The 23,050-nt window shown below is 56.2% G+C and carries 24 protein-coding genes; 12 read left to right on the forward strand and 12 right to left on the reverse strand.

The genetic code is table 11. The features are described from left to right. Positions 1-17: 17 nt before the first annotated feature. From ACTCIA_RS03130 to ACTCIA_RS03165, 8 genes are all read right to left on the reverse strand, one after another. A complete protein-coding gene (locus ACTCIA_RS03130; protein ID WP_463000346.1) occupies positions 18-1,847 on the reverse strand; it encodes an ABC transporter ATP-binding protein in 1,830 nt (609 codons plus the stop codon). An 8-nt stretch (positions 1,848-1,855) separates the two neighbouring features. Then, positions 1,856-2,776 (reverse strand): cobalt ECF transporter T component CbiQ, encoded by a 921-nt coding sequence (gene cbiQ / locus ACTCIA_RS03135; RefSeq protein WP_463000347.1) that lies wholly within the window; start codon positions 2,774-2,776, stop codon positions 1,856-1,858. Then, positions 2,769-3,398, reverse strand: coding sequence for a cobalt transporter CbiM (gene cbiM, locus ACTCIA_RS03140; RefSeq protein WP_463000348.1), 630 nt, complete (start codon positions 3,396-3,398; stop codon positions 2,769-2,771). The genes cbiQ and cbiM overlap by 8 nt, the downstream gene beginning before the upstream one ends. Before the next feature lie 3 nt (positions 3,399-3,401). Continuing rightward, entirely contained in the window at positions 3,402-3,689 is a 288-nt protein-coding gene (locus ACTCIA_RS03145; RefSeq protein WP_463000349.1) for a hypothetical protein, read from the reverse strand. After that, entirely contained in the window at positions 3,686-4,039 is a 354-nt protein-coding gene (locus ACTCIA_RS03150) for a carboxypeptidase regulatory-like domain-containing protein (RefSeq protein WP_463000350.1), read from the reverse strand. The genes ACTCIA_RS03145 and ACTCIA_RS03150 overlap by 4 nt, the downstream gene beginning before the upstream one ends. Positions 4,040-4,060: 21 nt before the next feature. Beyond that, a complete protein-coding gene (locus ACTCIA_RS03155) occupies positions 4,061-4,867 on the reverse strand; it encodes a DUF4198 domain-containing protein (protein ID WP_463000351.1) in 807 nt (268 codons plus the stop codon). 235 nt (positions 4,868-5,102) lie between these two features. Further along, the gene (locus tag ACTCIA_RS03160; RefSeq protein WP_463000352.1) at positions 5,103-6,575 is read right to left on the reverse strand and encodes an amidase; all 1,473 of its coding nucleotides are present in this window, start codon (positions 6,573-6,575) and stop codon (positions 5,103-5,105) included. Between the two features lie 11 nt (positions 6,576-6,586). Beyond that, positions 6,587-7,456, reverse strand: coding sequence for a DegV family protein (locus ACTCIA_RS03165; protein WP_463000353.1), 870 nt, complete (start codon positions 7,454-7,456; stop codon positions 6,587-6,589). Positions 7,457-7,770: 314 nt separating this feature from the next. Between ACTCIA_RS03165 and ACTCIA_RS03170 the strand changes: the two genes are divergently transcribed. From ACTCIA_RS03170 to ACTCIA_RS03180, 3 genes are all read left to right on the forward strand, one after another. Then, positions 7,771-9,282: a peptidoglycan DD-metalloendopeptidase family protein gene (locus ACTCIA_RS03170; protein WP_463000354.1), complete on the forward strand. Its 1,512-nt coding sequence runs from the start codon at positions 7,771-7,773 to the stop codon at positions 9,280-9,282. Between the two features lie 288 nt (positions 9,283-9,570). Beyond that, the gene (locus tag ACTCIA_RS03175) at positions 9,571-10,413 is read left to right on the forward strand and encodes a hypothetical protein (protein WP_463000355.1); all 843 of its coding nucleotides are present in this window, start codon (positions 9,571-9,573) and stop codon (positions 10,411-10,413) included. A 95-nt stretch (positions 10,414-10,508) separates the two neighbouring features. Further along, the gene (locus ACTCIA_RS03180) at positions 10,509-10,775 is read left to right on the forward strand and encodes a hypothetical protein (RefSeq protein ID WP_463000356.1); all 267 of its coding nucleotides are present in this window, start codon (positions 10,509-10,511) and stop codon (positions 10,773-10,775) included. Between the two features lie 14 nt (positions 10,776-10,789). Here the strand turns inward: ACTCIA_RS03180 and ubiE are convergent, their stop codons facing one another. Next, positions 10,790-11,500 (reverse strand): bifunctional demethylmenaquinone methyltransferase/2-methoxy-6-polyprenyl-1,4-benzoquinol methylase UbiE, encoded by a 711-nt coding sequence (gene ubiE / locus ACTCIA_RS03185; RefSeq protein WP_463000357.1) that lies wholly within the window; start codon positions 11,498-11,500, stop codon positions 10,790-10,792. A 200-nt stretch (positions 11,501-11,700) separates the two neighbouring features. Here ubiE and dnaJ point away from each other — a divergent pair, with 200 nt between their 5' ends. Then, positions 11,701-12,861: a molecular chaperone DnaJ gene (gene dnaJ / locus ACTCIA_RS03190; RefSeq protein WP_463000358.1), complete on the forward strand. Its 1,161-nt coding sequence runs from the start codon at positions 11,701-11,703 to the stop codon at positions 12,859-12,861. 191 nt (positions 12,862-13,052) lie between these two features. After that, entirely contained in the window at positions 13,053-13,430 is a 378-nt protein-coding gene (gene queD, locus ACTCIA_RS03195; RefSeq protein ID WP_410270149.1) for a 6-carboxytetrahydropterin synthase QueD, read from the forward strand. On the opposite strand, the gene pyrE is transcribed toward queD, so the two are convergent. Next, entirely contained in the window at positions 13,412-13,972 is a 561-nt protein-coding gene (gene pyrE, locus ACTCIA_RS03200) for an orotate phosphoribosyltransferase (protein ID WP_463000359.1), read from the reverse strand. The genes queD and pyrE overlap by 19 nt on opposite strands. A 242-nt stretch (positions 13,973-14,214) precedes the next feature. Between pyrE and ftsE the strand changes: the two genes are divergently transcribed. The 5 genes from ftsE to ACTCIA_RS03225 are packed head-to-tail and all read left to right on the forward strand — an operon-like array spanning position 14,215 to position 19,785. Beyond that, positions 14,215-14,931, forward strand: a complete 717-nt coding sequence (ftsE, locus tag ACTCIA_RS03205) for a cell division ATP-binding protein FtsE (RefSeq protein ID WP_463000360.1) — start codon at positions 14,215-14,217, stop codon at positions 14,929-14,931. Continuing rightward, complete coding sequence (locus ACTCIA_RS03210; protein ID WP_463000361.1) at positions 14,928-15,806, forward strand: cell division protein FtsX; 879 nt, start codon at positions 14,928-14,930, stop codon at positions 15,804-15,806. The genes ftsE and ACTCIA_RS03210 overlap by 4 nt, the downstream gene beginning before the upstream one ends. Beyond that, complete coding sequence (locus ACTCIA_RS03215) at positions 15,770-17,182, forward strand: peptidoglycan DD-metalloendopeptidase family protein (protein WP_463000362.1); 1,413 nt, start codon at positions 15,770-15,772, stop codon at positions 17,180-17,182. Before ACTCIA_RS03210 ends, ACTCIA_RS03215 begins: the two co-directional genes overlap by 37 nt. Positions 17,183-17,193: 11 nt before the next feature. Continuing rightward, positions 17,194-18,600, forward strand: a complete 1,407-nt coding sequence (locus ACTCIA_RS03220; protein ID WP_463000363.1) for a S41 family peptidase — start codon at positions 17,194-17,196, stop codon at positions 18,598-18,600. A gap of 57 nt (positions 18,601-18,657) precedes the next feature. Beyond that, positions 18,658-19,785 (forward strand): divergent polysaccharide deacetylase family protein, encoded by a 1,128-nt coding sequence (locus ACTCIA_RS03225; protein WP_463000364.1) that lies wholly within the window; start codon positions 18,658-18,660, stop codon positions 19,783-19,785. A 21-nt stretch (positions 19,786-19,806) separates the two neighbouring features. Here the strand turns inward: ACTCIA_RS03225 and prmA are convergent, their stop codons facing one another. Then, entirely contained in the window at positions 19,807-20,727 is a 921-nt protein-coding gene (gene prmA / locus ACTCIA_RS03230; protein WP_463000365.1) for a 50S ribosomal protein L11 methyltransferase, read from the reverse strand. A gap of 151 nt (positions 20,728-20,878) precedes the next feature. Here prmA and ACTCIA_RS03235 point away from each other — a divergent pair, with 151 nt between their 5' ends. Together ACTCIA_RS03235 and ACTCIA_RS03240 are read left to right on the forward strand one after the other, a co-directional pair. After that, the gene (locus tag ACTCIA_RS03235; RefSeq protein ID WP_410270157.1) at positions 20,879-21,538 is read left to right on the forward strand and encodes a protein-L-isoaspartate(D-aspartate) O-methyltransferase; all 660 of its coding nucleotides are present in this window, start codon (positions 20,879-20,881) and stop codon (positions 21,536-21,538) included. After that, positions 21,535-22,566, forward strand: coding sequence for a DUF368 domain-containing protein (locus ACTCIA_RS03240; protein ID WP_463000366.1), 1,032 nt, complete (start codon positions 21,535-21,537; stop codon positions 22,564-22,566). The genes ACTCIA_RS03235 and ACTCIA_RS03240 overlap by 4 nt, the downstream gene beginning before the upstream one ends. On the opposite strand, the gene coaD is transcribed toward ACTCIA_RS03240, so the two are convergent. Beyond that, positions 22,518-23,039: a pantetheine-phosphate adenylyltransferase gene (coaD, locus tag ACTCIA_RS03245; protein ID WP_463000367.1), complete on the reverse strand. Its 522-nt coding sequence runs from the start codon at positions 23,037-23,039 to the stop codon at positions 22,518-22,520. The two genes, ACTCIA_RS03240 and coaD, sit on opposite strands and share 49 nt — an antisense overlap. Between the last annotated feature and the right edge of the window lie 11 nt (positions 23,040-23,050).

Below are 23,050 nucleotides of genomic sequence, written 5' to 3' on the forward strand. Positions count from 1 at the left end.
ATGGATGAATGCGGTCTTCAGGCCGTTTTGTCTGTTTGTTTGTGCATGTGCTCATGGGGTTGGGCCTCATGGCCGGCATGATCGTGCTCGTGGTACCGGCGCGGGGCATGGTCGTGGCTTTGGTCCCGGCCCGGATGGGTGTGAACAAACCGGTGGGCATGGGTGTGGGTATGCTCGTGGAGATGTTCGTGCACCATGTCTCCGTGCCGGTGAGGGTGGGTGTGCAGGTGCTGATGCTCGTGGGTGTGCTCATGTTCGTGCTGCAGGGCCCGGATGTCTCTGGTGCACCTGAGCCTGTACATGCAGGACAATCCGTTTAAATCCCCGAGCCTTTGGTCTTCCATGAAGGCCTGCATGGGCAGGTCTTCCATGATCCTTCCCTGGTGCATCACCAGGGTTCGGCGGGTGAGCTGTTGGATAAAGAAGATGTCGTGGCTCACAAGCAAAAGGGTTGTGTGGAGCTTTTGCAGAATGTCGAGCAGCAGTTGTTCCCCCCGGGGGTCAAGGCCTGCTGTGGGCTCGTCTAAAATCAGCAGTTCCGGCTCCATGACCAGAACACAGGCCAGGGCCAGCCGCCGGCGTTCTCCCCCGGACAGATGCAGGGGGACGCGGTCTTCATAGCCTTCCATATGCACCATCGAAAGGGCTTCGGAGACCCGGGCTGCAGTTTCGGCCCGGGTGCAGCCCAGTTGGCGCAGGCCGAATGACAGTTCCTCCCGAACGGTTGAGCAGAAAAGCTGGTCTGCGCAATCCTGGAAAACCATGCCGATTTTGCGCCATATGCGCTTTCGTGTCCGCCCGGTGACGGTTTTTCCGTCGTAGAGATACTCTCCCCGTCCCTGACACAGGCCCGTGAGACAAGACAGAAGGGTGCTTTTGCCCGCACCGTTTTCACCCACAATGGAAATGCGTTCGCCTTTGCGGATCAGCAGGTCAATGCCCTGCAGGGCTGGGGTGCCGTCGGGATAGCGGTAGCAATAGTTCTGCAGCTGCACAAGTGCCCGGCCCGGGTCTTTTGCCGAAACCGGCCGGAGCCGGCAGCTGGCATCATCCGGACCGGCATCGGGACTTTCAGGTGCAACCACCAGTCGGAAGGAAAAATCCAGGCCGTGTTCGCGCAGGGTCCGGCGCTGGGAGACCAGTTCGCGCATGGTATAGTCGTGCTGCACCATCCCGTGGTTCAGGACGATGGCCCGCTGGCAGAGCTCATATAAAAAAATCAGATCATGGCTGATGCAGATCAGGGTGCCGGAAAAATCCTTGAGCAGGTCCAAAAATACCTGTTCCTGGCCGGGATCCAGGTTGGCCGTGGGTTCGTCGAGCAGCAGCACTTGGGGTTCCATGGCCAGAAGGCCGGCCAGGGCGGCGCGCTTTTTCTGGCCAAAGCTCAGGTTGTGGGGCGCCTTGTAGGCCAGGTGCAAAAGCCCCACCCGGTCAAGGGCCCGGCCGGCGGCCAGCTGGGCTTCCTGTTGGGGCAAACCCTGCTGTCGGGGGCCGAAGGCCGCATCTTCAATTATCGTATGCATGAAAAGCTGATCGTCCGGGTCCTGAAACAGCACCCCGATTTCCAGCCGGCCGCGATCCAGGTTTTCTCCTGCAAGGGGCTTGTCCCTGTACCGGACTTGCCCGCCGGCAGGGGCAAGCAGTCCTGAGAGCAGTTTTATCAGGGTTGTTTTTCCCGAACCGTTCTGCCCCGCCAGTGCGACGCGCTCGCCCGGGCGGATTTCCGCGCTGACCCCGGACAATGCCGCAGTACCGTCGGGATACTGATAGGACAAACCACAGACCTTAAAGAGCAAAGGGCCTGAAGCCGGCCGGGGTTCTCTTATTTCATGGGTTTCATGCATCCGTACCCCTATAATATGATCCGGTCCCAGACCACCAGCGCCGCGGCAACAGTCAGCCAGGCAAGGCAGATAAACAGGTCGGATGCGCACAGGCGCAGCTTTACGGGTTCCGGAAACCGGCCCTGATAGCCCCTGGCGCGCATGGCGTCAAATACCCGTTCGGTACGTTCAAAACTGCGCACAAACAGCATCCCCAAAAAATTGGCCACAGTGCGCAGGGTTGCAGTGTCTGTGCGCTTGCGAAAGCCGCGTACCTGCATGCCCGCTGACATGCGCCGGGCTTCATGGCTGAACACGTGAACGTAGCGGTTGCTCAACAACACCATCTGGGCCGCCATCTCCGGCACGCCGAGCCGGCAGAGTCCGTGGAGGGTAACCGGCAAAGGCGCGGTTGACAGCAGGGGTTCCATGAGCATGGCAATGGCAACAGCCCTGGCGGCGATGGTTGCTGCAAGTAACAGGCCCCGAAAATTAAGGGTCAGCCACTCCACACCGCCAAACACCACCAGGGTGTCTCCGGAATGGGGGGGCACGGTAAACGGCATCACCACCAGCAGCATGCCCAGAAAACCGGCAAGCGCCAGCAAGCGCAGCATCAGCCGGGCAGCCGGCACCCTTATCATCACAGCCACGGAGAGGGATATGACCACTGCCGCCAATGCTGCAGCAAGGTGGTCAAGGGAGGCCACCACAAAACTGAAAATCAGGATGGTGACGATCTTGCAGCGCACGTCCCATTTGTGCAGAAAAGACCCCCCCTGTTTTTCATCTGCCAGGGGCGGTACGGACCAGTCCGGATCCCGGTCTGCTGCGGTTTTTCTCCGGGCGGTTCTGCGCAAGCCCGCCACACCGGCCCAGAGGGCGGTTATGGGCAGGATCACCAGCAGGGGCAGATACCAAAGGGGGATATGATGGATAATTTCAGTCATGAGATTCTTTTTTGGGAGTCACAAGCCCTGTTTCCAGCAGTTCCGGTTTTACCCGGAACAGAAATCCGATGGTAAGGGCGCTGACCGCCCCTTCAATAACAATGACCGGCACATGGGCCGCCATGGCAATTTTTGCCACGCCGAAAAAATCCTCGCCCCCGGCGGCCAGAAAGCCGGCCAGAAAAACGGCCGCCATGGCCGTACCCGTTGCCCCGGCAGCGGCTCCGGCAGCCGCGTGTCTCATATGGGTGTTGCCTTTTAGCGCCTGAAACAGCCATCCGCAGGCAATGGCCGGCAGCCCCATCATCAGGGCATTGGCGCCCAGGGCCGTCAGCCCCCCGAACTGAAACAGCAGGCATTGCAAAAGCAGGCCCAGCCCTATTGCAATAAAGGCAACAGGGCCCAGCAGAGCCCCGGCCAGCCCGGGCAGGAGCAGGTGGGCGCTTGTGGGTCCCAAAGGGATGTGCACCAGGGAGGCCACGAAAAACGCGGAAGTCACCACCGCCACCTTGGGAAGCTGATCGCTTGTGGTACGGCGCGCACTCCAGGCGGCCAGCGCGGCGGATACCGCATATCCGCCCAGGGTCACGGAAACCGGAAGCACCCCGTCAGAAATGTGCATGATCTATCCTTTCCGGCGCGCAGCCACCAGGGCCGCGGCTCCGAACAGGCCCAGGATGTACCCGATGCCGGCAAACACCTCCCGGATGCCGGGTTCATCCATCCGGGCGCCAAGGGCGGCAATCTCCCGGCGGACTTGCCTGAGTTCTGCGGATAACTGGCGGTTTTGTTTCTCCAGAAGTTCTGTTACAGCCTTGCAGTCTGTTTCCCCGGGGCTTTGGGCACAGGTCGGGCCCGGTGCTGCCGCAAGCAATACAAGGAGCACGAAAATAATCGCGCTGGTTCGCATCATGGCTTCTCCCCGGATTTTATTTCAGCTTCCACCCTGGATTTTTTCAGGATAAAGCTGCTTTTATGTCCCATTCCGGCGTCAATGACAATCCTGAAATCATCGGCTTTGGGGATTTCAAACGCAAAAAGGCCCTGTTTGTCGGTCTCGCCTTCTGCCACCAGGTTATCGCTGCTGTCATATACTTTCAGCCGGCCGTTTGCAACCGGGTCACCGTTTTGAAAATAGCTTTCCGTGTAGATTTTTCCGCTGTCCGCATAGGCAAACACGCTGACCTTGTGGGCCGATGCGCTTGCGGCAAACAAAAGCAAACACGCTGCGGCCGCTGCAAGAAAATATGTTCGGGTTTTCATCATTGCCTCCGTTTTCGGGTGTTATTTCACGTCCCGGGTCCGGACCCAGTATACGGCGCCGATTTCCACATTTTTTTCCTCCCCCTTGTGCTGCCGGGTCCAGTCTGCTTCAGTCAGGGCGGAAAAGCCCCACCACCCGGCTTTGGGCATGGCATAGGTGAAAACCCCGCCGGCATCGGCACGGACAACCTGGGTGACATAGGGCGAAAAAGGTGGCTCGATATACCCGCTGTCTCCGGCGGATTCGTTGAGATATTCCACCTCCACTTCAGCGTGTGCTGCGGGCTGGCCGTTTACCAGCACCCGGCCGGTAAATACGTTGCCCGTCCACAGGCCGTAGGGCCGGGTCAGGGGCACGATTTCGGTTTCCAGGCCCACGGGCTGGTCCCAGCCCTGCTCCAGTGCGTAGGCGTTTACGCAGACCTTGGTGTAATGCTTTATAAACAGATCCTCTGCCGGCTCCCAGTAGGCTTTGGGCTCGGTGTAAAACGTATAATCCCCGGGCCGCTGGATGGGGTAGAGGGCTTTCCAGAAGGTATCGTTTTTTTTCTGGCCCGGACTTTTGCCGCCAGCCGGTTTCAGGCGCCCTGTGAGATCGGTTTTTTTGCCATTGTGCATCACCCCGAAGGTTTCGGGTTTTTCCATTTCCATATACTCCATCTCCACGGGGTGGAGGAACTTGATTTCAAGGGCGAGGTCTCCCTCGTGCTGTTGGGTGACAATGTCTTCTGAGGGAATAATGGCACCGAAATGGGCTTGCCCGGGTACGGGTGCAAAGATGACAACTGCTGCGATCAGGGCGGCCAGGGTTGAAAACCATTTGCGCATGGGGTGTTTTCCTTTCCTTGGGTTGAATCAAAAAAAGCCACAAAGGCGCTTTATTGTAAAGCAAGAGCCTTCGTGGCTTTGTAGGCGGCACATCAATTTTGCTTAAACCGCAAAATCCAGATGCGTTTCTGAAAGAAATGGAAAAAAGAGCCTGCAAGCCCTATCAAACGACTTCAGCCGCAGATTTTGCACTGTTTATAGCCGGTCCTGCCGTCAATGTCAAGACCCAAAATTATTATCGGAAAATTTCCGGCGGCGGGGTAAATCCGCCCAGAACATCGGCAAACAGCTCTCCGGCTTTAATCGGGGTGCGGTCTTCAAGATAAGGGCCCACGATCTGGATGCCCACGGGCAGGCCGTTGTTTGTAAAGCCTGCGGGAACAACCGTGGAAGGCAGGCAAGCCACCCCGATAAGACCGGCCCATCCCATCAGGTTCATGTAGGGCAGCGGCTGTCCGTTTACGTTGATACGCCGGTCATAAACATACTGGTGATCGTGTTCGATTGCCGGCACGGCCGCCGCCGGGCAGATCAGCACGTCAAATTCGCCGAAAAAATCCGCCCATTTCTGCCGGATTTGCTGGCGCTGTCGGTTTCTCATTTCCCAGTCCCGGTAAAGCTGGGTGGCCCCCCGAAGATGTCTGGCCAGGTAGGACTGGTCGTCTGCGGAAAGGTTTTTTACATTCCCGCGCCATTTGGCAAAATACTTCTCAGGCGTGTCTGTGCCCATGACCCCGGCCAGAAGGCTTAAGAAACAGTCATGGCTTTGGGCAAAATCCACATCCGGCCGCCTTCTGCGGATATCCGCGCCATTGCCGGCAAGGTTGTCCACTGCGGCCTGGATGACATCTGCCACTGAATTGTCTACCGGACACGCAGGATCATCTAACCAGAGTCCGATTTTCAGCTCCTTTAAACTGTTTTTACGGGCCTCGGGCAGCCGGATTTGCCAGGCGCGTCTTTGGGCCGGCTCAGGGGCAACCAGGATCTCCATTGCCAGGGAAATGTCCTGAATGCTTCGGGCCAGGGGGCCCACCACCATTATGTCGGTACTGCTGCCGTGCTCGCCGGTGAAAAGGCCCGGTGCCGGCGGGATGTGTCCTTTCTGCGGAACAATGCCGTAGCTGGGTTTGTGGCCGTAAATTCCACAGAAATGAGCCGGCGTGCGGATGGATCCGCCGATATCGCTTCCGATCTCCAGGCAGGTGAGCCCTGCAGACAGGGCGGCTGCCGCCCCGCCTGACGATCCGCCGGGGGTGCGCTGGGTGTTCCAGGGGTTGCTGGTTTGGCCGTAGACCTTGTTGAAGGTCTGCAGGTCGCCGCCGTAGAGGGGAACGTTGGTTTTGCCGAAAATCACGGCCCCTGCATCCAGATAGGCCCGGACCACTTCGGCGTTGTTTCCGGGCATGTGGTTCTGCAATGCCGGTGCCCCTGAGGTGCAAGGCATGCCCTGGACTTCCAGCGTATCCTTGATGGTTACGGGCACCCCGTGAATCGGTCCCCATGAAAGGCCCCGGGCCAGGGCTTCGTCTGCCTGCTGAGCCCGTTTTCGTGCGGCCTCCGGACAGGTCTGGACAATGGCGTTTAGCTGCGGGTTAAATTGTTCGACCCGCTTTAGGTATAAATCCAGCATCTCCGCGGCAGAAATCCGGCCGTCCCGGATCGCGGCGGCGGCTTGGACGGCGCTTTGAAAAGCCGGCTCGTTCATTTCAACACCTTTCAGGCCTGCCGGGGCAGCAGGGAAACAAAGGCACTGCCGGGACCGGTGTGCACGGATATCGTGGCGCCGGCTTCTGCCATGGGGATGCTGTCAGCCGGCTTGCCCACGGCTGCGGCCAGCTTTTCCCGGGTTACCATAACCTCTTCAAGGTTGCCGGCATAGCCCATCAAGATTTCACATTTTCCGTTAAACCGGTTGAAAGCTTCCTCGGCCATTGAAACCAGACGCTTTAAAGCGGGCTTTTTGCCCCGGTGCCGGTCAATCGGATTCAGCCGGCCTTCCTTGAGTTCAATGATGGGCTTGAAATCGAGCATATTGCCCACAAATGCGTCAAATGCATTAACCCGCCCGCCTTTTTTGAGCCAGACCAGATTGTCCACAGTAAAGCTCAGAAAAGCATTTTTTTTGTAAGGTTCCAGGGCTTTTTCCAGGGAGGCCGGAGATGTTCCGTTTCGGAGAAATTCTGCTGCCTTTTTAACCACAAGCGCAAGGCTGACGGCCACATTTTCCAGGTCCAGAATGTGGACCCGGGCGGCGTCTTTTTCGCCCATAAACTGCCGGGCTGCACAGGCGCTTTTGTAGTTTCCGGAAATATGTTTGGACAGATGAAAAGAAACCACCTCGTCGTACTTCTGCAGCAGGCGGTCGTAGAGCTGAGTGCATTCAAAGGGATAAAACGGGGTGGTGTAGACCTCTTTTTTTTTCCGCAGATTTTTGAGTACCTCAGCGTTGCTGATGGTTTTGCCGTGGAGGTGATCCTTGCCGTTTACAAATATGTGGACCGGCAAAATATTTAAGCCCAGCTGTTCCGCCATTCCCGGGGGGAAATCAGCGGTGGAATCGCAAACCAACGCAATTTTTTTTGCCATACAAAAACTCCTTTCCATTAATAAGGACCGCACGGGCCGTCCCTTGCAGTGCAGATCAGTGTACCTATATTTTCATGCAATTTTCAAAGGTTGTGTTTTATAGCAATTTTGTATACACTTGTAAAGAATTTGCCGGACAGCACCGAAAAGTGTCAAAAGCAGGGTTGCAAAACAGTGCTTCCGGGTGTGTTATTTGATTTCAGGGGTTGAAATTTTTCCAGCAAACCGGTATTTTATTTTGAGATTATGCGCACCGGACAAGCTTTGGGGTTGTCAGCCGGGGCGCACATTTGAAAGGCAGCAGGAAAAAACATATGCTTTATACACCCTATGAATACCGGCGCTGCATGCGCTGCCTGAAGCGTTCCCGGTCCGGGAAAACAGCGGTAAAAAAGCCGGCCGGCGCATTTCTGGCTGTCGTCCTGTTTTTGTGCGCGTATCTGGCGTTTCAGGATATACATGCTTCTTTGGTCAATAATCCGCGTCCTGGTGCCGGCACGGAAAAAAACGCGGCCCGGGCGGATACAGACCGCGACTTGGACAAAAAACGGCTCGACCCTGTCCGGGCCGATGTTTCGGCGCCGGCCAACCGCCAGGATTCATCGGAACCGGCGGCCATGGAAAGCCATCCCGGTGCCCGGCAGGTATGGGATCAGGATTTTGCCTCCAGTCTCGAGAAAATCAGGGTTACGGTGGCCGCAGGGGACACGCTTTTTCAGATTCTGCGCAAAAACGGCCTGGCCGGCCGGGAGGCTTATGATTTGACACAGGCAATGCGGCCGGTTTTTAATCCGGCGCAACTGCGCCAGGGCCAGGAACTGTCCATGGGTTTTGTCAGGGGGCCTCAGGGAAGCGACATGCTGCAGGTGTTAACGCTTTCACTGGATGCCAAAACCAAGGTTGAGGTAATGCGCGGCAATGACCACTGTTTCAAAGCCCGCAGGGTGGAGCGTCAATTGCAGAAACGTCCGGCCCGGTTTGCTGCAGAGGTCAGTTCCAGCCTTTACCAGGCGGCCCGGGATCAGGGGTTGCCCATTTCGGTATTAATGAAACTGATCCGGGTTTATTCCTATGATGTGGATTTTCAGCGTGACCTGCACTCCGGAGACCGGGTTGAAATTTTATACGAGGAAAAAACCACCCCCGAAGGCCGGCGGGTTGAAGCCGGAGATATTCTGTACGCCGCCATTCGGACCAATGGCAGGACCCTTCGGGTATACAGGCATGAAACACAGGACGGAAATGCCAGGTTTTTTGATTCCGAGGGCAACAGTGTGCGCAAGGCTTTGATGGTCACCCCCATTGACGGTGCTGCCATCAGTTCGGGATACGGCATGCGCAGGCACCCGATTCTCGGATACAATAGGATGCATAAGGGGCTGGATTTTGCAGCCCCGAGGGGCACGCCCATTATGGCAGGCGGGGACGGGGTTGTCACCTATGCCGGTCCCCGGGGCTCTTACGGCAACTATGTGCATATCCGGCATCCCAATAACTATGAAACCGTGTATGCCCACATGAGCAGGCATGCCGACGGTATTCAATCCGGCAAACGGGTCAAACAGGGCGAGACCATCGGCTATGTCGGCTCCACCGGCAGATCCACCGGACCGCACCTGCATTATGAAATCCGGCATGCCGGCAAAAGCATTAATCCCTCCACTCTGAAAGCTCCGCCGGGCCGCGGCCTGGAAGGCGATGAAATGCAAAGATTTCTGGCTACCAAGGGGCATCTGGAAAACCTCTATGCTTCTCTTGCCGATTCGTCAAAACTGGCCATGGCTGACGCGCCTGGCAAGCAAAAGAAATTCCCGGCAAAAAATTAAAAGCGCGCACTGTTTCTTCCTGATCGCAATGCAGATTCCGAAAAACGGCAAAATCACCTTTGACGACGAGCCAAAAAAGCCCTAGTTTTATCACATATTGTTGCCGGGATTTGTTGGACAATATTGGGGCGCTGATGCCGGGCGCTGAAAGCACACTTCAACCTGCCGGAAAAGGGATGCATCCTTATGGGAAACCTGAGTTTCAGTTCAAGAATGCACAGGATTGTCGTTGTTGTTGTTATTCTTTTTTTGCTTGGGGTTCTGGCGTTTTTGGCATGGCATCGGTTCATGCAGTGGCATGAAGACCGGGTGGATTCGGCTGTCCGGCAGGAACGGCAAAAGCAGGAGCAAAAACGGGAGCAGATCGAGCAGAAACAGGTGCTTGACTGGCTGGAAAAAAAATCCGGCCGTCGCGAATCCGAAGAACTCTCTGAGTCCCGGATGCGGGAAGTCTTTGGGGAGCCGGTGTTGAGTGAAAGCCCTGGCATGGAATCCCGAAGTTCCTCCTGCCGCCGGCTTGAGCGCAAAATCGAGGCGTTTTTTGCCTACCTGGATAAAAAGCGGAATGTCGGGTCCAGGGGCTCTGAACAGAAACAGAAATCCTATGATGTCTTTGAACAGATCCTGGCGGACCTGATTGCCAAACCGCCTCTGATCAATGATGAAACCCGGGACCTGGTGAGCCTGATGCGCAATCAGGCCCATTTTTTCCGCACCCTGAACAAACAGCGGGTGGAACTGGTCCTGGAAATCCTGCAGTCGGAAAAGGACGTGGTGGAGCCGGCAATGGCTGATTTTTACGATTACTACGTCTATAAGCAGTGCTGCAGGCAGAGTTCAAAGGATTGTATTTCGGAGGAAAGCCTGTATCGTTATGCCGGGTTTTTCCTTGATACCCTCTCGGGCAAGAGCTATCTGATGCGCCGGCATCCCGTGGTGCGCACTTTGATTCGGTACTACTCCGTGCTGATCCTTGATCTGGCCAATGAGCAGGGATTAAACCGCCACGGCATTGACATCCGGCCTCATATCAAGCTGGTGTTAAATGATGTTGCGGTCCAGGAAGACCTGATTTTTCAGCAGCGGTATATCCGCCAATTGCGGGATCTTCAGGAAAAATACCAGTTCTGACAGCTGTCGGCGGGGATAGGGAGGCCCGAGAAAAACCGGGAGTTCTGAAACGTAAAAAGCCTTTTGAAAACCATAACAGATTAAGGGGTATGGTGATGACGGAACAATGGGAAAAGGATCTGTCCTGCGCGGTTTCCTGCACCCGGTGCAATGCCGCCCTTGGCGCCGCTGACCGGCGCATTCTTTCAGTTTACACCCATGCACCCATCTGCATGGCCTGCAAGAAAAAAGAGGAAAGCCGGCCGGATTACGAGGAAACCTCCCGGCAGATGATCGGGCAGTGCATGGCTGAAACCGAGGCCGCCTGGTCGGATCCGGGGGGGTATTGCTTTTATCATTTTTATCCGTTTACCTGTGAATAAAAGCCAGGCCTGTCTCAGCCGGGCCTCCGCCCGCTGTAAAGGGTGGCGATACCAGCGGATAGTCCCTTCCAGCCCACATCTTCAAACCCGGCGCTTTCCATGAGCCCGGCAAAAGCCCGGGGCCTGGGAAAGCTGAGTACGGACTCGGGCAGATACTGGTAAGCCCGCATGTTTTGGGAAAAAAGCCCCCCCACGGCCGGCAGGATTTTTTTGAAGTAAAGCAGGTACAATTCCCGCAGTATCCCGGGACGGGGTGTGGACAGTTCAAGTACGGCCATCATCCCGCCGGGCCGCAGCAGTCTGAAAAATTGTTCCAGGGCCAGGTCCCGCCGGGCGATGTTTCTGATGCCGAACGCAATGGAGATACCGTCAAAGCTTTGCTCTGCAAATGGCGGGTGCAGGACGTCTGCAGCCAGCAGCAGGCCGTTTGGGTTTCTGCCCGCCTGCCTGGTTTTCCTGGCGGCAATGCCCAGCATTTCTGTTGAAAAATCAATGCCGCAAACCCGGGCGCCGGGTTTCTGGCGCCATATTTCAAGCATCACGTCTCCGGTGCCGCAGGCCGCATCCAGGACCCTGGCGTTTTGGCCAAGATCCATGGCTGCCACAAGCCGCCGCCGCCAATAGACATCCTGCCGCATGCTCAGCAGCCGGTTTAAAAAATCGTAATAAGGCGCAATGGCGCCAAACATGCCTTTGACAAAGCCCGGAGGATTATTTTTGCTCATTGACAATTCCATTTGATGCATTATTGTCCTGTTGTTACATCCTGGTGTATTTATCTTGCCGCCTTTGGCTTGATACTTTTCATAGCACAACATGTACAGGTTGCAAAAGCCTTGCTTTGTTTCCGCGAAATTTGATAAGAAATTCGTTGCACCGCAACAGCGGGCGACAAAACCCACAACAGAAAACCGGTTAACCAGATATGAGTGAAAAACGGGACTATTACGAGGTTCTCGGCGTTGACAGAAACGTTGATTCCGCTGAATTAAAAACCAAGTACCGTAAAATTGCCCTGAAGTATCATCCGGATCGAAATCCCGGTGATCAAGAGGCTGAAGAGCGATTCAAGGAAGCCGCAGAAGCCTATGAGGTGCTTTCCAATCCGGAAAAGCGGCAGCTTTATGACCAGTTTGGCCACCAGGCATTTGAAAACGGCGGCAGAGGCGGCCAGGCCGGCGGATTTCGGGATTTTGAGGATATTTTTTCCAGCTTTGGCGACATTTTCGAGGATTTTTTCGGATTCCGCGCCAGTGGCCGTGGTGGACAAACCCGTGCCAGGCGGGGCTCGGATCTGCGCTATGACTTAAAAATTGATTTTAACGATGCCGCTTTTGGCAGGGAAACCGAGCTGGACCTGGAGAAAATGGTGGTGTGCGACGAATGCCATGGCTCCGGCGCCAAGCCCGGCACCGAGGCCCGCACCTGTGATCAGTGCAGGGGCACCGGACAATTCGTGCGCAGCCAGGGCTTTTTCTCCGTTAAAAGTGTTTGTCCCCGGTGCCGGGGCCAGGGCACCATCATCACCGATCCTTGCCCCAAATGTCAGGGGCAGAAACAGGTGGTGGCACGAAAAAAAGTGGAATTGAAAATACCGGCCGGCGTGGACAACGACTCCCGGCTGCGGCTGGCCGGAGAAGGCGAGCCCGGGGTCAACGGCGGTCCTCCCGGGGATCTGTACGTGTTCATCCATGTAAAGCCCCATGAAACCTTTGAGCGCCGGGGAAACGACGTTGTCTGCAAGGTGGAGCTTTCATTTGTTCAGGCGGCCCTGGGAGATGAAATTGTGGTGCCTACGCTCACGGGTGAAGAAACCATCCAGGTGCCCAAAGGCACCCAGTACGGCGATACCATCAGCCTGACCAATTACGGGATCCCGTCTTTGCGCACGGGCCTGCCAGGCGATCAGATCGTGGAGGTGATCCTTAAAACCCCCAGAAACATGAGCAAGCGTCAGGAAGAGCTCATGCACGAGTATCTTGAGCTGGAATCTGAAAAACTGACATCCAGGATCAAACGGATTTTCACCAAAACCGGGGGCGGGTCGGCAAAGTCCGCAAAATCGGCCAAAGCCGCCAAGTCCTGATGAGCCTGTAAAAAGTCTTTTTTACAGGCAGTGTTAAGGTTTAAGTGATTAAGTGTTAAGTAAAATCAATAAGTTATTTGTTTATTGGTTGGCGGTTATCTCCGATTTGAGACTTCCAAGGAACCCCGGCCGCAGGGCTTCCTTCCTGCAACAACAGCGGACGCGGTAACCTGACAAAAGGAATTGCTTAGATGTACGAACTCAAAGTGGTCAACCGGTTTGCCGCCGCTCACCAGTTGAAGATGGTCACGGAAAAATGCGAAAACCTCCATGGCCACAACTGGAAGGTGGAGCTTTTCGTGGCTGGGGAAAAACTGCAGGATTCCGGGGTGTTAATGGATTTCGGCATCATCAAGAAACGGCTCGGTGCAATCATTGACAGCCTGGATCACAAGTTTTTAAACGAACTGCCGGCCTTTGCCGATGCCAATCCCTCTTCGGAAACCATTGCCCGCTACATTGCCGATGCCTTTACCGAGCGCATTGAGCCCGGAGAAGGGATTTTTGTCTCCCGGGTCCATGTCTGGGAATCCGATGACGCGTGCGCGGCTTACTGGCCGTCCCGGTAGGCGGCCAGCAGTTCGGTGCGGGTGACAATGGAGCGGACTTCGGGCACGGCTTTTTGGATATTTTCCGCTCCCCCTTCCTCGCGGTCCACCAGCAGTACCACGCAATCCACGAAAAGCCCTTCGCTTCGGGCCCTTTCTATGGCCTTCAGTGATGATCCGCCCGTGGTGGCCACGTCTTCAACGATTGCCACCCGCTGTCCGGCCGACAGATCCCCCTCAATCCACTTGACAATGCCGTGGTCCTTTTGGGTTTTGCGGATGGAAAAGGCCGCAAACGGTGCGCCCCGGGTTCCCGAGATCAGGGATGCGGCCACTGCAATGGGGTCTGCGCCGAATGTCATGCCGCCCACCGCTTCAATGGAGCGGTCTTTTAAAGCGTCAAACACAAGGTGCCCGATGAGATAAAGCCCCCGGGAACTGAGCGTGACAGGTTTGCAATTGATGTAATAATGGCTCGTTTGTCCTGAGGCCAGCTTGAAAACCGGCTCTTCGGAGAATTGAAATGATTTTTTGCACAAAAGGTCAATGAGTTCGTTTTTCATGGGTTACGCCTGCTTTCCGGGCTTTTGGGCTGTTGTCATATGTTTTGCGATGTTTTCGGGTTTCCCGGCCGGGAGAAAGAGTTGATTTCAAGTGCGAATTCCGATAAAAATATCCCCCACTGATTGGAAGAAGCCGTATCAAATAAGCCTCAGTGGGGGTGTGTCAGGAAAAACCGGAGCAGCCCTCCCTGCACGATTGAATTGAGCAATAACAGGAAACAGGCCTGCCGTCAATATAAACCATGACTCAAACAGACCCCCTGGACAACCGGATTATCCGCTTCTACCAGGTTTCCAAGCATTTTGGAGACAGCTGGGCCCTGCACGATTTGAGCTTTGACGTGGAGACAAACGAGTTTTTGTTTATCACCGGCCCCAGCGGTGCGGGCAAATCCACCCTGATCAAGCTGTTGTACATGGGAGAGCGCATGAGCAGCGGATATGCCATTGTCGACGGCATGAACCTCACCCGCATGCACCGCCGGCAGATCCCGGTGCTGCGCCGAAAAATCGGGGTGATTTTTCAGGATTTCAAGCTGATTGCCCATCTCAATGTTTTCCGGAACGTGGCCCTGGTCATGGAAGCGGCCGGGTTTAAGTCCCGCACCGAGATTCGCCGTCGGGTCGAGGACCTGCTGGAACTGGTGGGCCTGGCAGATCAGGCAAAGGCCTACCCTCCGACCCTGTCCGGCGGGGAAAAGCAGCGGGCGGCCGTGGCCCGGGCCATGGTGGGCAAGCCCAGGATCATCCTGGCTGACGAGCCCACCGCGAGCCTGGATCCGGATGCGGCCGAAAGGGTGCTGCGGCTTTTGTGCGCCGCCCATGCCAGGGGGGCCACGGTGCTGATCACCACCCATGACCGGGAGCTGATTTCCCGGTTTGACACCCGGGTGATCCGGCTGCAAGGCGGGCGGCAGGTGGCTGATGCTGCCGGAAATGCCGGCGGGGAGTGTCCATGATGGATATGTTTCGCCGGGCTGCGGCCGATTTTGTCCGCCACCGCTTTCTTCACGGCACCTGCTTTCTCACCGTTTCCCTGGCCGTGTTCATTGTCAGCGCATTTGGCCTGTTTCTGGTCAATGCCGGCGCGCTCATGGACGCCTGGCAGCAGGGCGTGCGCATCACAGCCTATCTTAAATCCGATATCTCCGGGCAGCAGGCCCTGGCCCTGGCCGATGAACTGGAGCAAAAACCGGAGGTGGCTTCGGTATCCCATGTTTCCGGAGAAGAGGGCCTTCAGTGGCTCAAGGAGCAGATTGGGGGGCAGACGGATCTGCTGGCCGATCTTTCGGAAAACCCCCTGCCCGATGCCCTGGAAATCCGCCCGGAACAGGGTTTGAGCGGCGCGGATGCCTTTGATGCGCTTGCCAAAGCCGTTGCCGCCAGGGCAGAAGTTGCAGACGTGGAGTACGGGCGCAACTGGCTTCACCGCTTTTACGGGGTTTATAATCTGTTCCGCATGACCGCGGCCGTGATGGCGGCCCTGGTGATTGTGGCCATCATGTTTATCGGGGCCAATACGTTCAGGCTGATCCTTTATTCGCGCCAGGAGGAAATCGAGATCACCCGGATCATTGGGGCGGATGAAGAATTTGTGAAATACCCCCTTTATCTGGAATCAATGCTGCTGGGGTTTTGCGGGGCTGTGGCGGGCCTGGCCCTTTTGTATGCGGCCTTTTTGTCGGTGATGCCCCAGGTTTCTCCCGGAGGTCTGCTGCCGGTGTTTCAGATCCGCTTTCTTTCCCTTGGATGGATTTTTATGATCCTTATGGCGAGCATGTTTGTGGGGTGGGTAGGATGCTGGTTCACCGTCCGTCGATTCCTTCGTATTTAAGATTCATTGTGCTCTGTCTGGCTGTGGTTTTTGCCGCAGCCCCGGCATACGGCACCCGGCTGCAGCAGTACGCGGTGGTGCAGACCGACAGGTTAAACGTGCGCGCCGCCCCGGACACAGACGCCCGGGTCATCCGGGTGCTGGAAAAAAACGAGCGCGTGCGTGTGCTCATGGAAAAAGGGGATTGGCTGCAGGTGGCAGCCGGCGAAACCCTGGGTTATATTTACGGCCACGGCAAATATGTGGAAAGATTCGCCGAGCACCGGGTCACGGATCAAACAGATAAGGAGCTGGAACTGGCCATGGCCCGGGCGCGGGAAATCGAGCGCCGTATCCGGGAAAAGCAAAAAGAACTAAAGGCGGTTTCCCAAAAAAAAAGCGTGCTGACAAAAGACCTGGAAACCCTGGACCGGGAGGCCGCCCAAAATCGGCGGAAGCTGCAGTCCCTGATGAAAGAGGCTGAAGAAACCGGCGCCAGGATACGCATGCTTGAAAACGAGGCCCGGCAACTGCGCCGGGACCTGGAGCAGCGAAAGACCCATGCCAATGATCGTATCATTGCCTTGTACAAGCTCTGCCGGCTGGGGCGGATGAATCTTCTGGCAACCGCGGAATCCGCAAGCCAGTTGTTTTTGCGAAAAGCCGCCATTGAGAGGGTGGTGGGCCATGATGAAGCCGTGCTGCAGCAAATGCAGGACAAAAAACAGGAACTGGACAACGTGCTTGCCGGTTTGCGCCATGAGCGGGAAAAACAGGAGCAGGTGGTTTTGGAATACGAAGAGACGCTCACGCGGCTGGCCCAAAAGCGCAACCAGCGCCGGCAGATGATCGCGTCTTTGGAAAACCGGAAGTCCGGGCGGCAGCAAACCCTTGAATCCCTGAGGGATGCGGCTGCGCGGCTGGAAAAAACCATATCAGCCCTGAAAACAGAAAACGAATCGGATGACGGGGATTTTGCTTCTCATCGGGGCTTGCTAAAGATGCCGGTTCAGGGTAAGATTACCTCCAAATTCGGAAAAACCGTAACTTCGGATTCAGGAGTTATGAATTATTCCAATGGGTTGGAGTTGAACTCGGCCCGGGGCGCACCCGTACGGGCCGTTTTTGACGGAAAAGTGGCGTATGCCGACTGGCTCAGGGGGTACGGCCAGGTGGTGATTTTATCTCACGGGGAACACTATCATACGGTCTATGCCCATATCAGTGATCTTTTCTGCGCTCAGGGGGAAACGGTCAAGACCGGACAGGTGATCGCCACGGTGGGCGATACCGGCTCCAGGGGCGGTCCGGCGCTTTATTTTGAGGTCCGCCATCAGGGAAAGCCGGTGGATCCCTTAAAATGGATCGATTCATCCATTCAGTCAGATAACGGATAAAGGAGTGATCAATGCATTCTGAAAAAAAATCTCCCGTCCGAAAAGGGTTTCTGCTGGCTCTGGCGGCTGTTGTTTTCCTGCTGGCCTCCAGTGTTCACGGAGAGCTGTCAAAAGCAGATACTTATGAGGGCCTGAAACTGTTTTCCGACGTGATCGAGGAACTGGAGAAAAATTACGTGGAGCCGGTGGATACCCGGGAGCTCATCGAAGAAGCCATCCACGGCATGGTCGAAAGCCTGGATCCGCATTCCACGTTCATGCCGCCCGAAGCCTTCGAAAGCCTCCAGAGTGAAACCCGGGGGGATTTCGGGGGTATCGGCATTGTGATCACCAAGGAAAACGGACAGCTGACAGTGGTCTCCCCCATCGAGGGCACCCCGGCCTACAAGGCGGGTATTCAGGCCAATGACTTGATTGTCAAGGTGGAGGGCGAATCCACCCAGGACATGATGCTGTGGGAGGCGGTCAAGCAGATGCGGGGCGAGCCCGGCACAGAACTTCAGATCACGGTGGTGCGCGAAGGCGAGCCCGAGCCACTGGAATTCACACTGGTCCGGGCCGTGATTCCCATGGACAGCGTTCGCCATATTATCCTTCAGCCGGGCTACGGATATCTGTGGGTGACCAATTTCCGGGAAAACACCACCGACGAGGTCAAAAAGGCCCTGGCAGACCTGGAGAAAAATGCAGACCCGCTAAAGGGCCTGATTCTGGACCTGCGCGACAACCCGGGCGGACTGCTGACCCAGGCGGTGTCTTTGTCTGATGTGTTTCTGGCCGAAGGCAGAATCGTTTCCATTCGGGGACGGGACCAAAAAGAGGAAAGCGTCTACAGGGCCGAAGACGATGACCAGGAACCCGATTATCCCATTGTGGTCCTGATCAACGGCGGCAGCGCAAGCGCTGCGGAAATCATGGCCGGGGCCCTGCGGGACAACGGCCGCGCCCTGGTTCTGGGCACCACTTCTTTTGGCAAGGGCTCTGTGCAGACGGTCCGGCCCCTTCGCAACGGATACGGGCTGAAATACACGGTTGCCCGCTATTATACCCCCAAGGGGGTTTCCATCCAGGCCGAGGGTATTCATCCGGACCTGGTGGTCAAACGCCGCCTGCTGGATGAAAAATCCGGGGGCTTGGATGCCCGGCGGATCAAGGAAGGGGACCTGAAAAATCATCTTCCCGGGAAAATGGAGCTTGAACAAGACGGCCAGGAACCCGAGCCTTCTGAGAGCGACGGAAAAGAGGCCGGGGATGCGCAAAAAGAGGATGAAACCGATGTGCAAAAACTGATGCGTCTGCGCGATTCTTTATACGAGCACAGTGATCGGAGTCCGGATGCCTTAATGCTCGATTCCCAGATCAACCGGGCTTATGAAATTTTGCGGGGATACGAGCTCTTTTCCGCCATGGGCGATTGATCCGGATTCGTTTACCGAAAACCCAGTTATCGAGAAAACAGGAAACAGCTCAGCCAGATGACGGAAAAGAAAAGCACCAGCCGGAAAACCAAATCCGGTGCGGCAAAAAAATCCAGCAGCGGGACAAAGACAAAAAAATCCACTGGCAGGCAAAAGACAGCCACCAGAAAAAAAACAGGCGCAGACAGTCAGAAAAAGACCCGGACCCGGAGTTCGAAGACACAGAAAACTCAGGCCCGGGGCCTGAAATGGGATCTTTTGGTCTTTGTGGCCATTGTGGCCGTGGTGGTGGCCATTGCCGGCTATTACCGGTTTGAACTCAGGCCGGATCAAACCGATGGTGCTGCAGTGGAGTCCACCCGGGCGTCACGCTCGCCGGAGCCGGTCAAGGTGCTCCATCCCCAAACGGTCAAGGAGGGTGTGACCCCGGATTTTGAAGTTTTTCCCCCAGAGCCGCCTCCAGCTCCGGAGCCGGACCCGGTTGCGCCGCCGTCAGTCCAAATCCCGGACCGCCGGCCCATGGTGGCCATTATCATTGATGATATGGGCTATGAAATGGATGTGGCCGCAAACTTTTTGTCCCTTGACTGTCCTTTGACCTATTCAATTCTGCCCCAAAGTCCGTTTCAGCGGAAGATTGCCGAAAGCGCACACAACAGGGGGTGCCAGGTCATGCTTCATCTGCCCATGGAGCCCAGGGAATATCCGGAGGTGGACCCGGGTCCGGGGGCCCTGCTGACCGGAATGTCAGCAGATGAACGCATCGGGCTGTTAAAATCCCACCTCAATGAGGTGCCCCATATTTCAGGGGTTAACAATCACATGGGATCGAAAATGAGCGCGGATTCGGCCCAGATGAACCAGATTTTATCGATTATCAAAAAAAACAAGCTGTTTTACATTGACAGCCTCACCGCAGCAGACAGCCGGTCCGGTTCGTCTGCCCGGTTGTTTCAGGTGCCCTTTGCCAGGCGCGACGTTTTTCTTGATCATGTGCCTGAGGTCGATTTTATCCGCGGCCAGCTTGACCGGCTTGTGGCTGTTGCCCGTAAAAACGGCAAGGCCGTGGGCATCGGACACCCCTATCCGGAAACCTACGAGGTATTGACCGAAAAACTGCCGGAGATCAAAAAACAGGTTCGGCTGGTGCCGGCTTCTGAAATCGTTTCCGGCCGGAATTTTTGAAAAACGTTTCCAATCTCTGATTTAAGAAAGTTTTGCGGCGATGGCCACCCAGCCGTCTTCATTGAGCACTTCAAGTATGGTAAACCCCTGTTTTTCAAGAGCCCCAATAATTATATCCAGGTTTTCCTCGATAATCCCGGAGGTGATAAAAATTTTATCCCCGGTGAGCAGTACCGGAATGTCGGGGATCATGGGAAGGATGGTCTGGGTCAGGATGTTGGCCACCACCAGGTCAAAACCGCCCTGGGTGTCTGCCACCAGATCCCCGGTGTGCAGGTAAAAGCAGTTCTCGCAGACCCGGTTTGCCAGCAGATTCTGTCCGGCAACATCCACGGCCACGGGATCACAGTCAATGCCTTCAAGCTGTGCTGCCCCCAGTTTTGCCGCGACCACCAGCAAAATCCCCGAACCGGTACCCACGTCCAGTACCCGGGCCCCTGGCCGCAGGTGGCCTTCGATTAGGCGCATGCACAATGCTGTCGTGGGGTGGGTTCCCGTGCCAAAGGCCATGCCCGGATCAAGCTCAATGACGATATCATCGCCGCCGGCTTGAAAATCCCGCCAGGAAGGCTTGACCACCAGGCGCTCGGAGATGCGCACCGGATGAAAATGGGCCTTCCAGGATTCGGCCCAGTCCTGCTCATCCACGTCGCTGTAACGGGTCGAGCATGCGTCCGCAACAGATGCCGGCAGCCGGCAAAGGGCGTCTTCCAGCTTACGGCGGTTTTGTTCCAATTGGTCATCTGCTCTGAAAAAGCCGATCACTGCATTCTGCCGCGGCCGGGGCAGTGAATCGTCGGCCCAGTCCAGTTCCGGGTCTGCATCCGGGCTTTCCACGATTACGCCCTGCAGGCCCAGATCGCAGAAGATATCGGTTATCATGGCGGCCGCGGACTCGGGATCTGACGACTCAAATGTTACACGGGTTTGAATCCATTTCATTGGTCTACCGCTTTTTCTGGTTTGTGTTTGCATAGGGCCCTGCAATACGCCGACGCAGTTTAAATAACAAGACTTTTTTATCCCTTTTCCCCTGCTGGTGCGGTTTAACTGCTTGACGGGGCCAGGGGAAATTGATAATTATCGATGTATTATGGAAGGTGACTCCCGACGATATCAGCGCCAGCGCGAAGCCATGGTCAAAAACCAGATCGAAACCCGTGGGGTGAGCGATCCCGGGACCCTTGCGGCCATGCGGCGGGTTCCCCGTCACCTGTTTGTAAACGAAGCCCTCATGGACCAGGCTTACAATGATCATCCCCTGCCCATCGGCGAGCAGCAGACCATTTCTCAGCCCTATATCGTAGCCATGATGACCGAAGCCCTGCAGCTTAACCAGGACGACCGGGTGCTTGAAATCGGTACGGGTTCGGGCTACCAGGCGGCCGTGCTCGCGGAAATCGCCTACCGGGTCTACACCATTGAACGCAACCGGACCCTTTATGAAAGCGCCCGCAAAATGTTTGAAGGTCTTGGTTACTACAACATTATTGCCCGTTATTCCGACGGCACTATCGGCTGGCGGGAGGAAAGCCCGTTTGATGCCATCATGGTTACAGCCGGTGCCCCTGAAATCCCCAAACCCCTCGTGGACCAGCTGGCCATTGGCGGGCGCATGGTGATTCCCGTAGGCTCTTCCCTTTCCCAGAAAATGATCAAGGTTGTCAAGGAAGACCAGGGCCTGCATCAGAGCGAACTGGGTGGATGCCGGTTTGTTCGGCTTGTGGGTCAGTACGGGTGGAGAGACGCTTGAGTTCAGGTCCCCGCGCCAAAACCTGGAAATCCGTGTTTATGGACCCCCCCGGACCCCGTTCCAAAGGCGCTGCCGTTTTCCTGGCGGTCAAGGGTGCATGCATGGGGGCGGCCGATACCGTACCCGGGGTTTCCGGCGGCACCATTGCATTGATCACCGGCATTTATCAGGACCTGCTGGCTGCAGTCAAATCCGTTGACGCCCGCGCCATACACCGTCTGCTTGTTTTGGATATCAAGGGCGCTTTGGCCGGGGTGCATCTCCGCTTTCTTTTGAGCCTGTTTTGCGGCATCGGCATTGCGGTGTTCAGCCTGGCCCGGGTGATGAACTATCTGCTGGCCCATCATCCCGTGCCCACCTGGAGTCTTTTTTTCGGCCTGATCGCCGCTTCGATCTGGGCGGTGGGGCGCCGGGTGACGGAATGGACTGCAGGGCCGGCTGCGGGGTTTTGTGCCGGGGCTGCAGCCGCGTGGTACGTTGTGGGTCTGGTGCCGGCACAAACCCCTGAAACGGTTTGGTTCGTGTTCTTGTCCGGGATGGTGGCGGTCTGCGCAATGATTTTGCCCGGGTTGAGCGGTGCATTTATCCTGTTGATTCTCGGCAAGTATGAATATGTCCTGGGCCTGGTGGAAAACCCCTTTGTCCCGGCAAACCTGGGCATGCTCGCGGTTCTGGCCGCGGGATGCGCCGTTGGGCTGGCCGGGTTTGCCCGGCTGCTCAAATACGTGCTCGACACCCGGCCCGATCTGGCCATTGCTTCTCTGACCGGCCTGATGCTGGGCTCCATGCGAAAAATCTGGCCATGGAAAGAACCTTTGGTCACAGAGCAGATTCACGGCAAGCTGGTGGTGATCACGGAAAGAAATATCTGGCCGGAGCCTGTGCTTTCCGAGTTGATGTTCCCTCTGATTTTGATGGCTGCCGGCTTTGGGGCCGTGCTGGCCATGGAGCGGATCTCAAGCCGGTGGTCTTCGGTGCATCAGACGGTTTCATCCGAATCTTCGGAATCGCCCCCCAGGGAACAATGAAATCGCTGTTCCAGTTTTTCCTGCACCACCGGCGGGACCATGCTTTCAATATTGCCCCCGAACTTGGCTGCTTCCTTGATAATGGACGAACTGGTGAAAATCCAGCGCAATCCGGTCATCAGAAATACGGTCTGCACCTCCCGGTTGAGCCGCCGGTTCATCAGAGCCATCTGAAATTCGTATTCAAAATCAGACACCGCCCGCATGCCCCTTAAAATGGCATGCGCATTGCGCTGTTTGGCGTAATCCACCAGCAGGCCGTCATAAGAGGCGATTTCCACGTTTGAAAACCCGGCAAGGGATCGCGTGAGCAGATCAATGCGCTCGTCCACGGAGAAAAGCAGTTTTTTCGCCGGGTTTTCCAGTATGGTGATAATGAGGCGGTCAAAGATTTTCAGGCCCCGCTCAATGATGTCCAGGTGGCCGTTGGTGACCGGGTCAAATGACCCCGGGTAGATGGCGATTTTTTCCATAATCAATGTCC

Source organism: Desulfosalsimonas sp. (genome assembly GCF_055149105.1).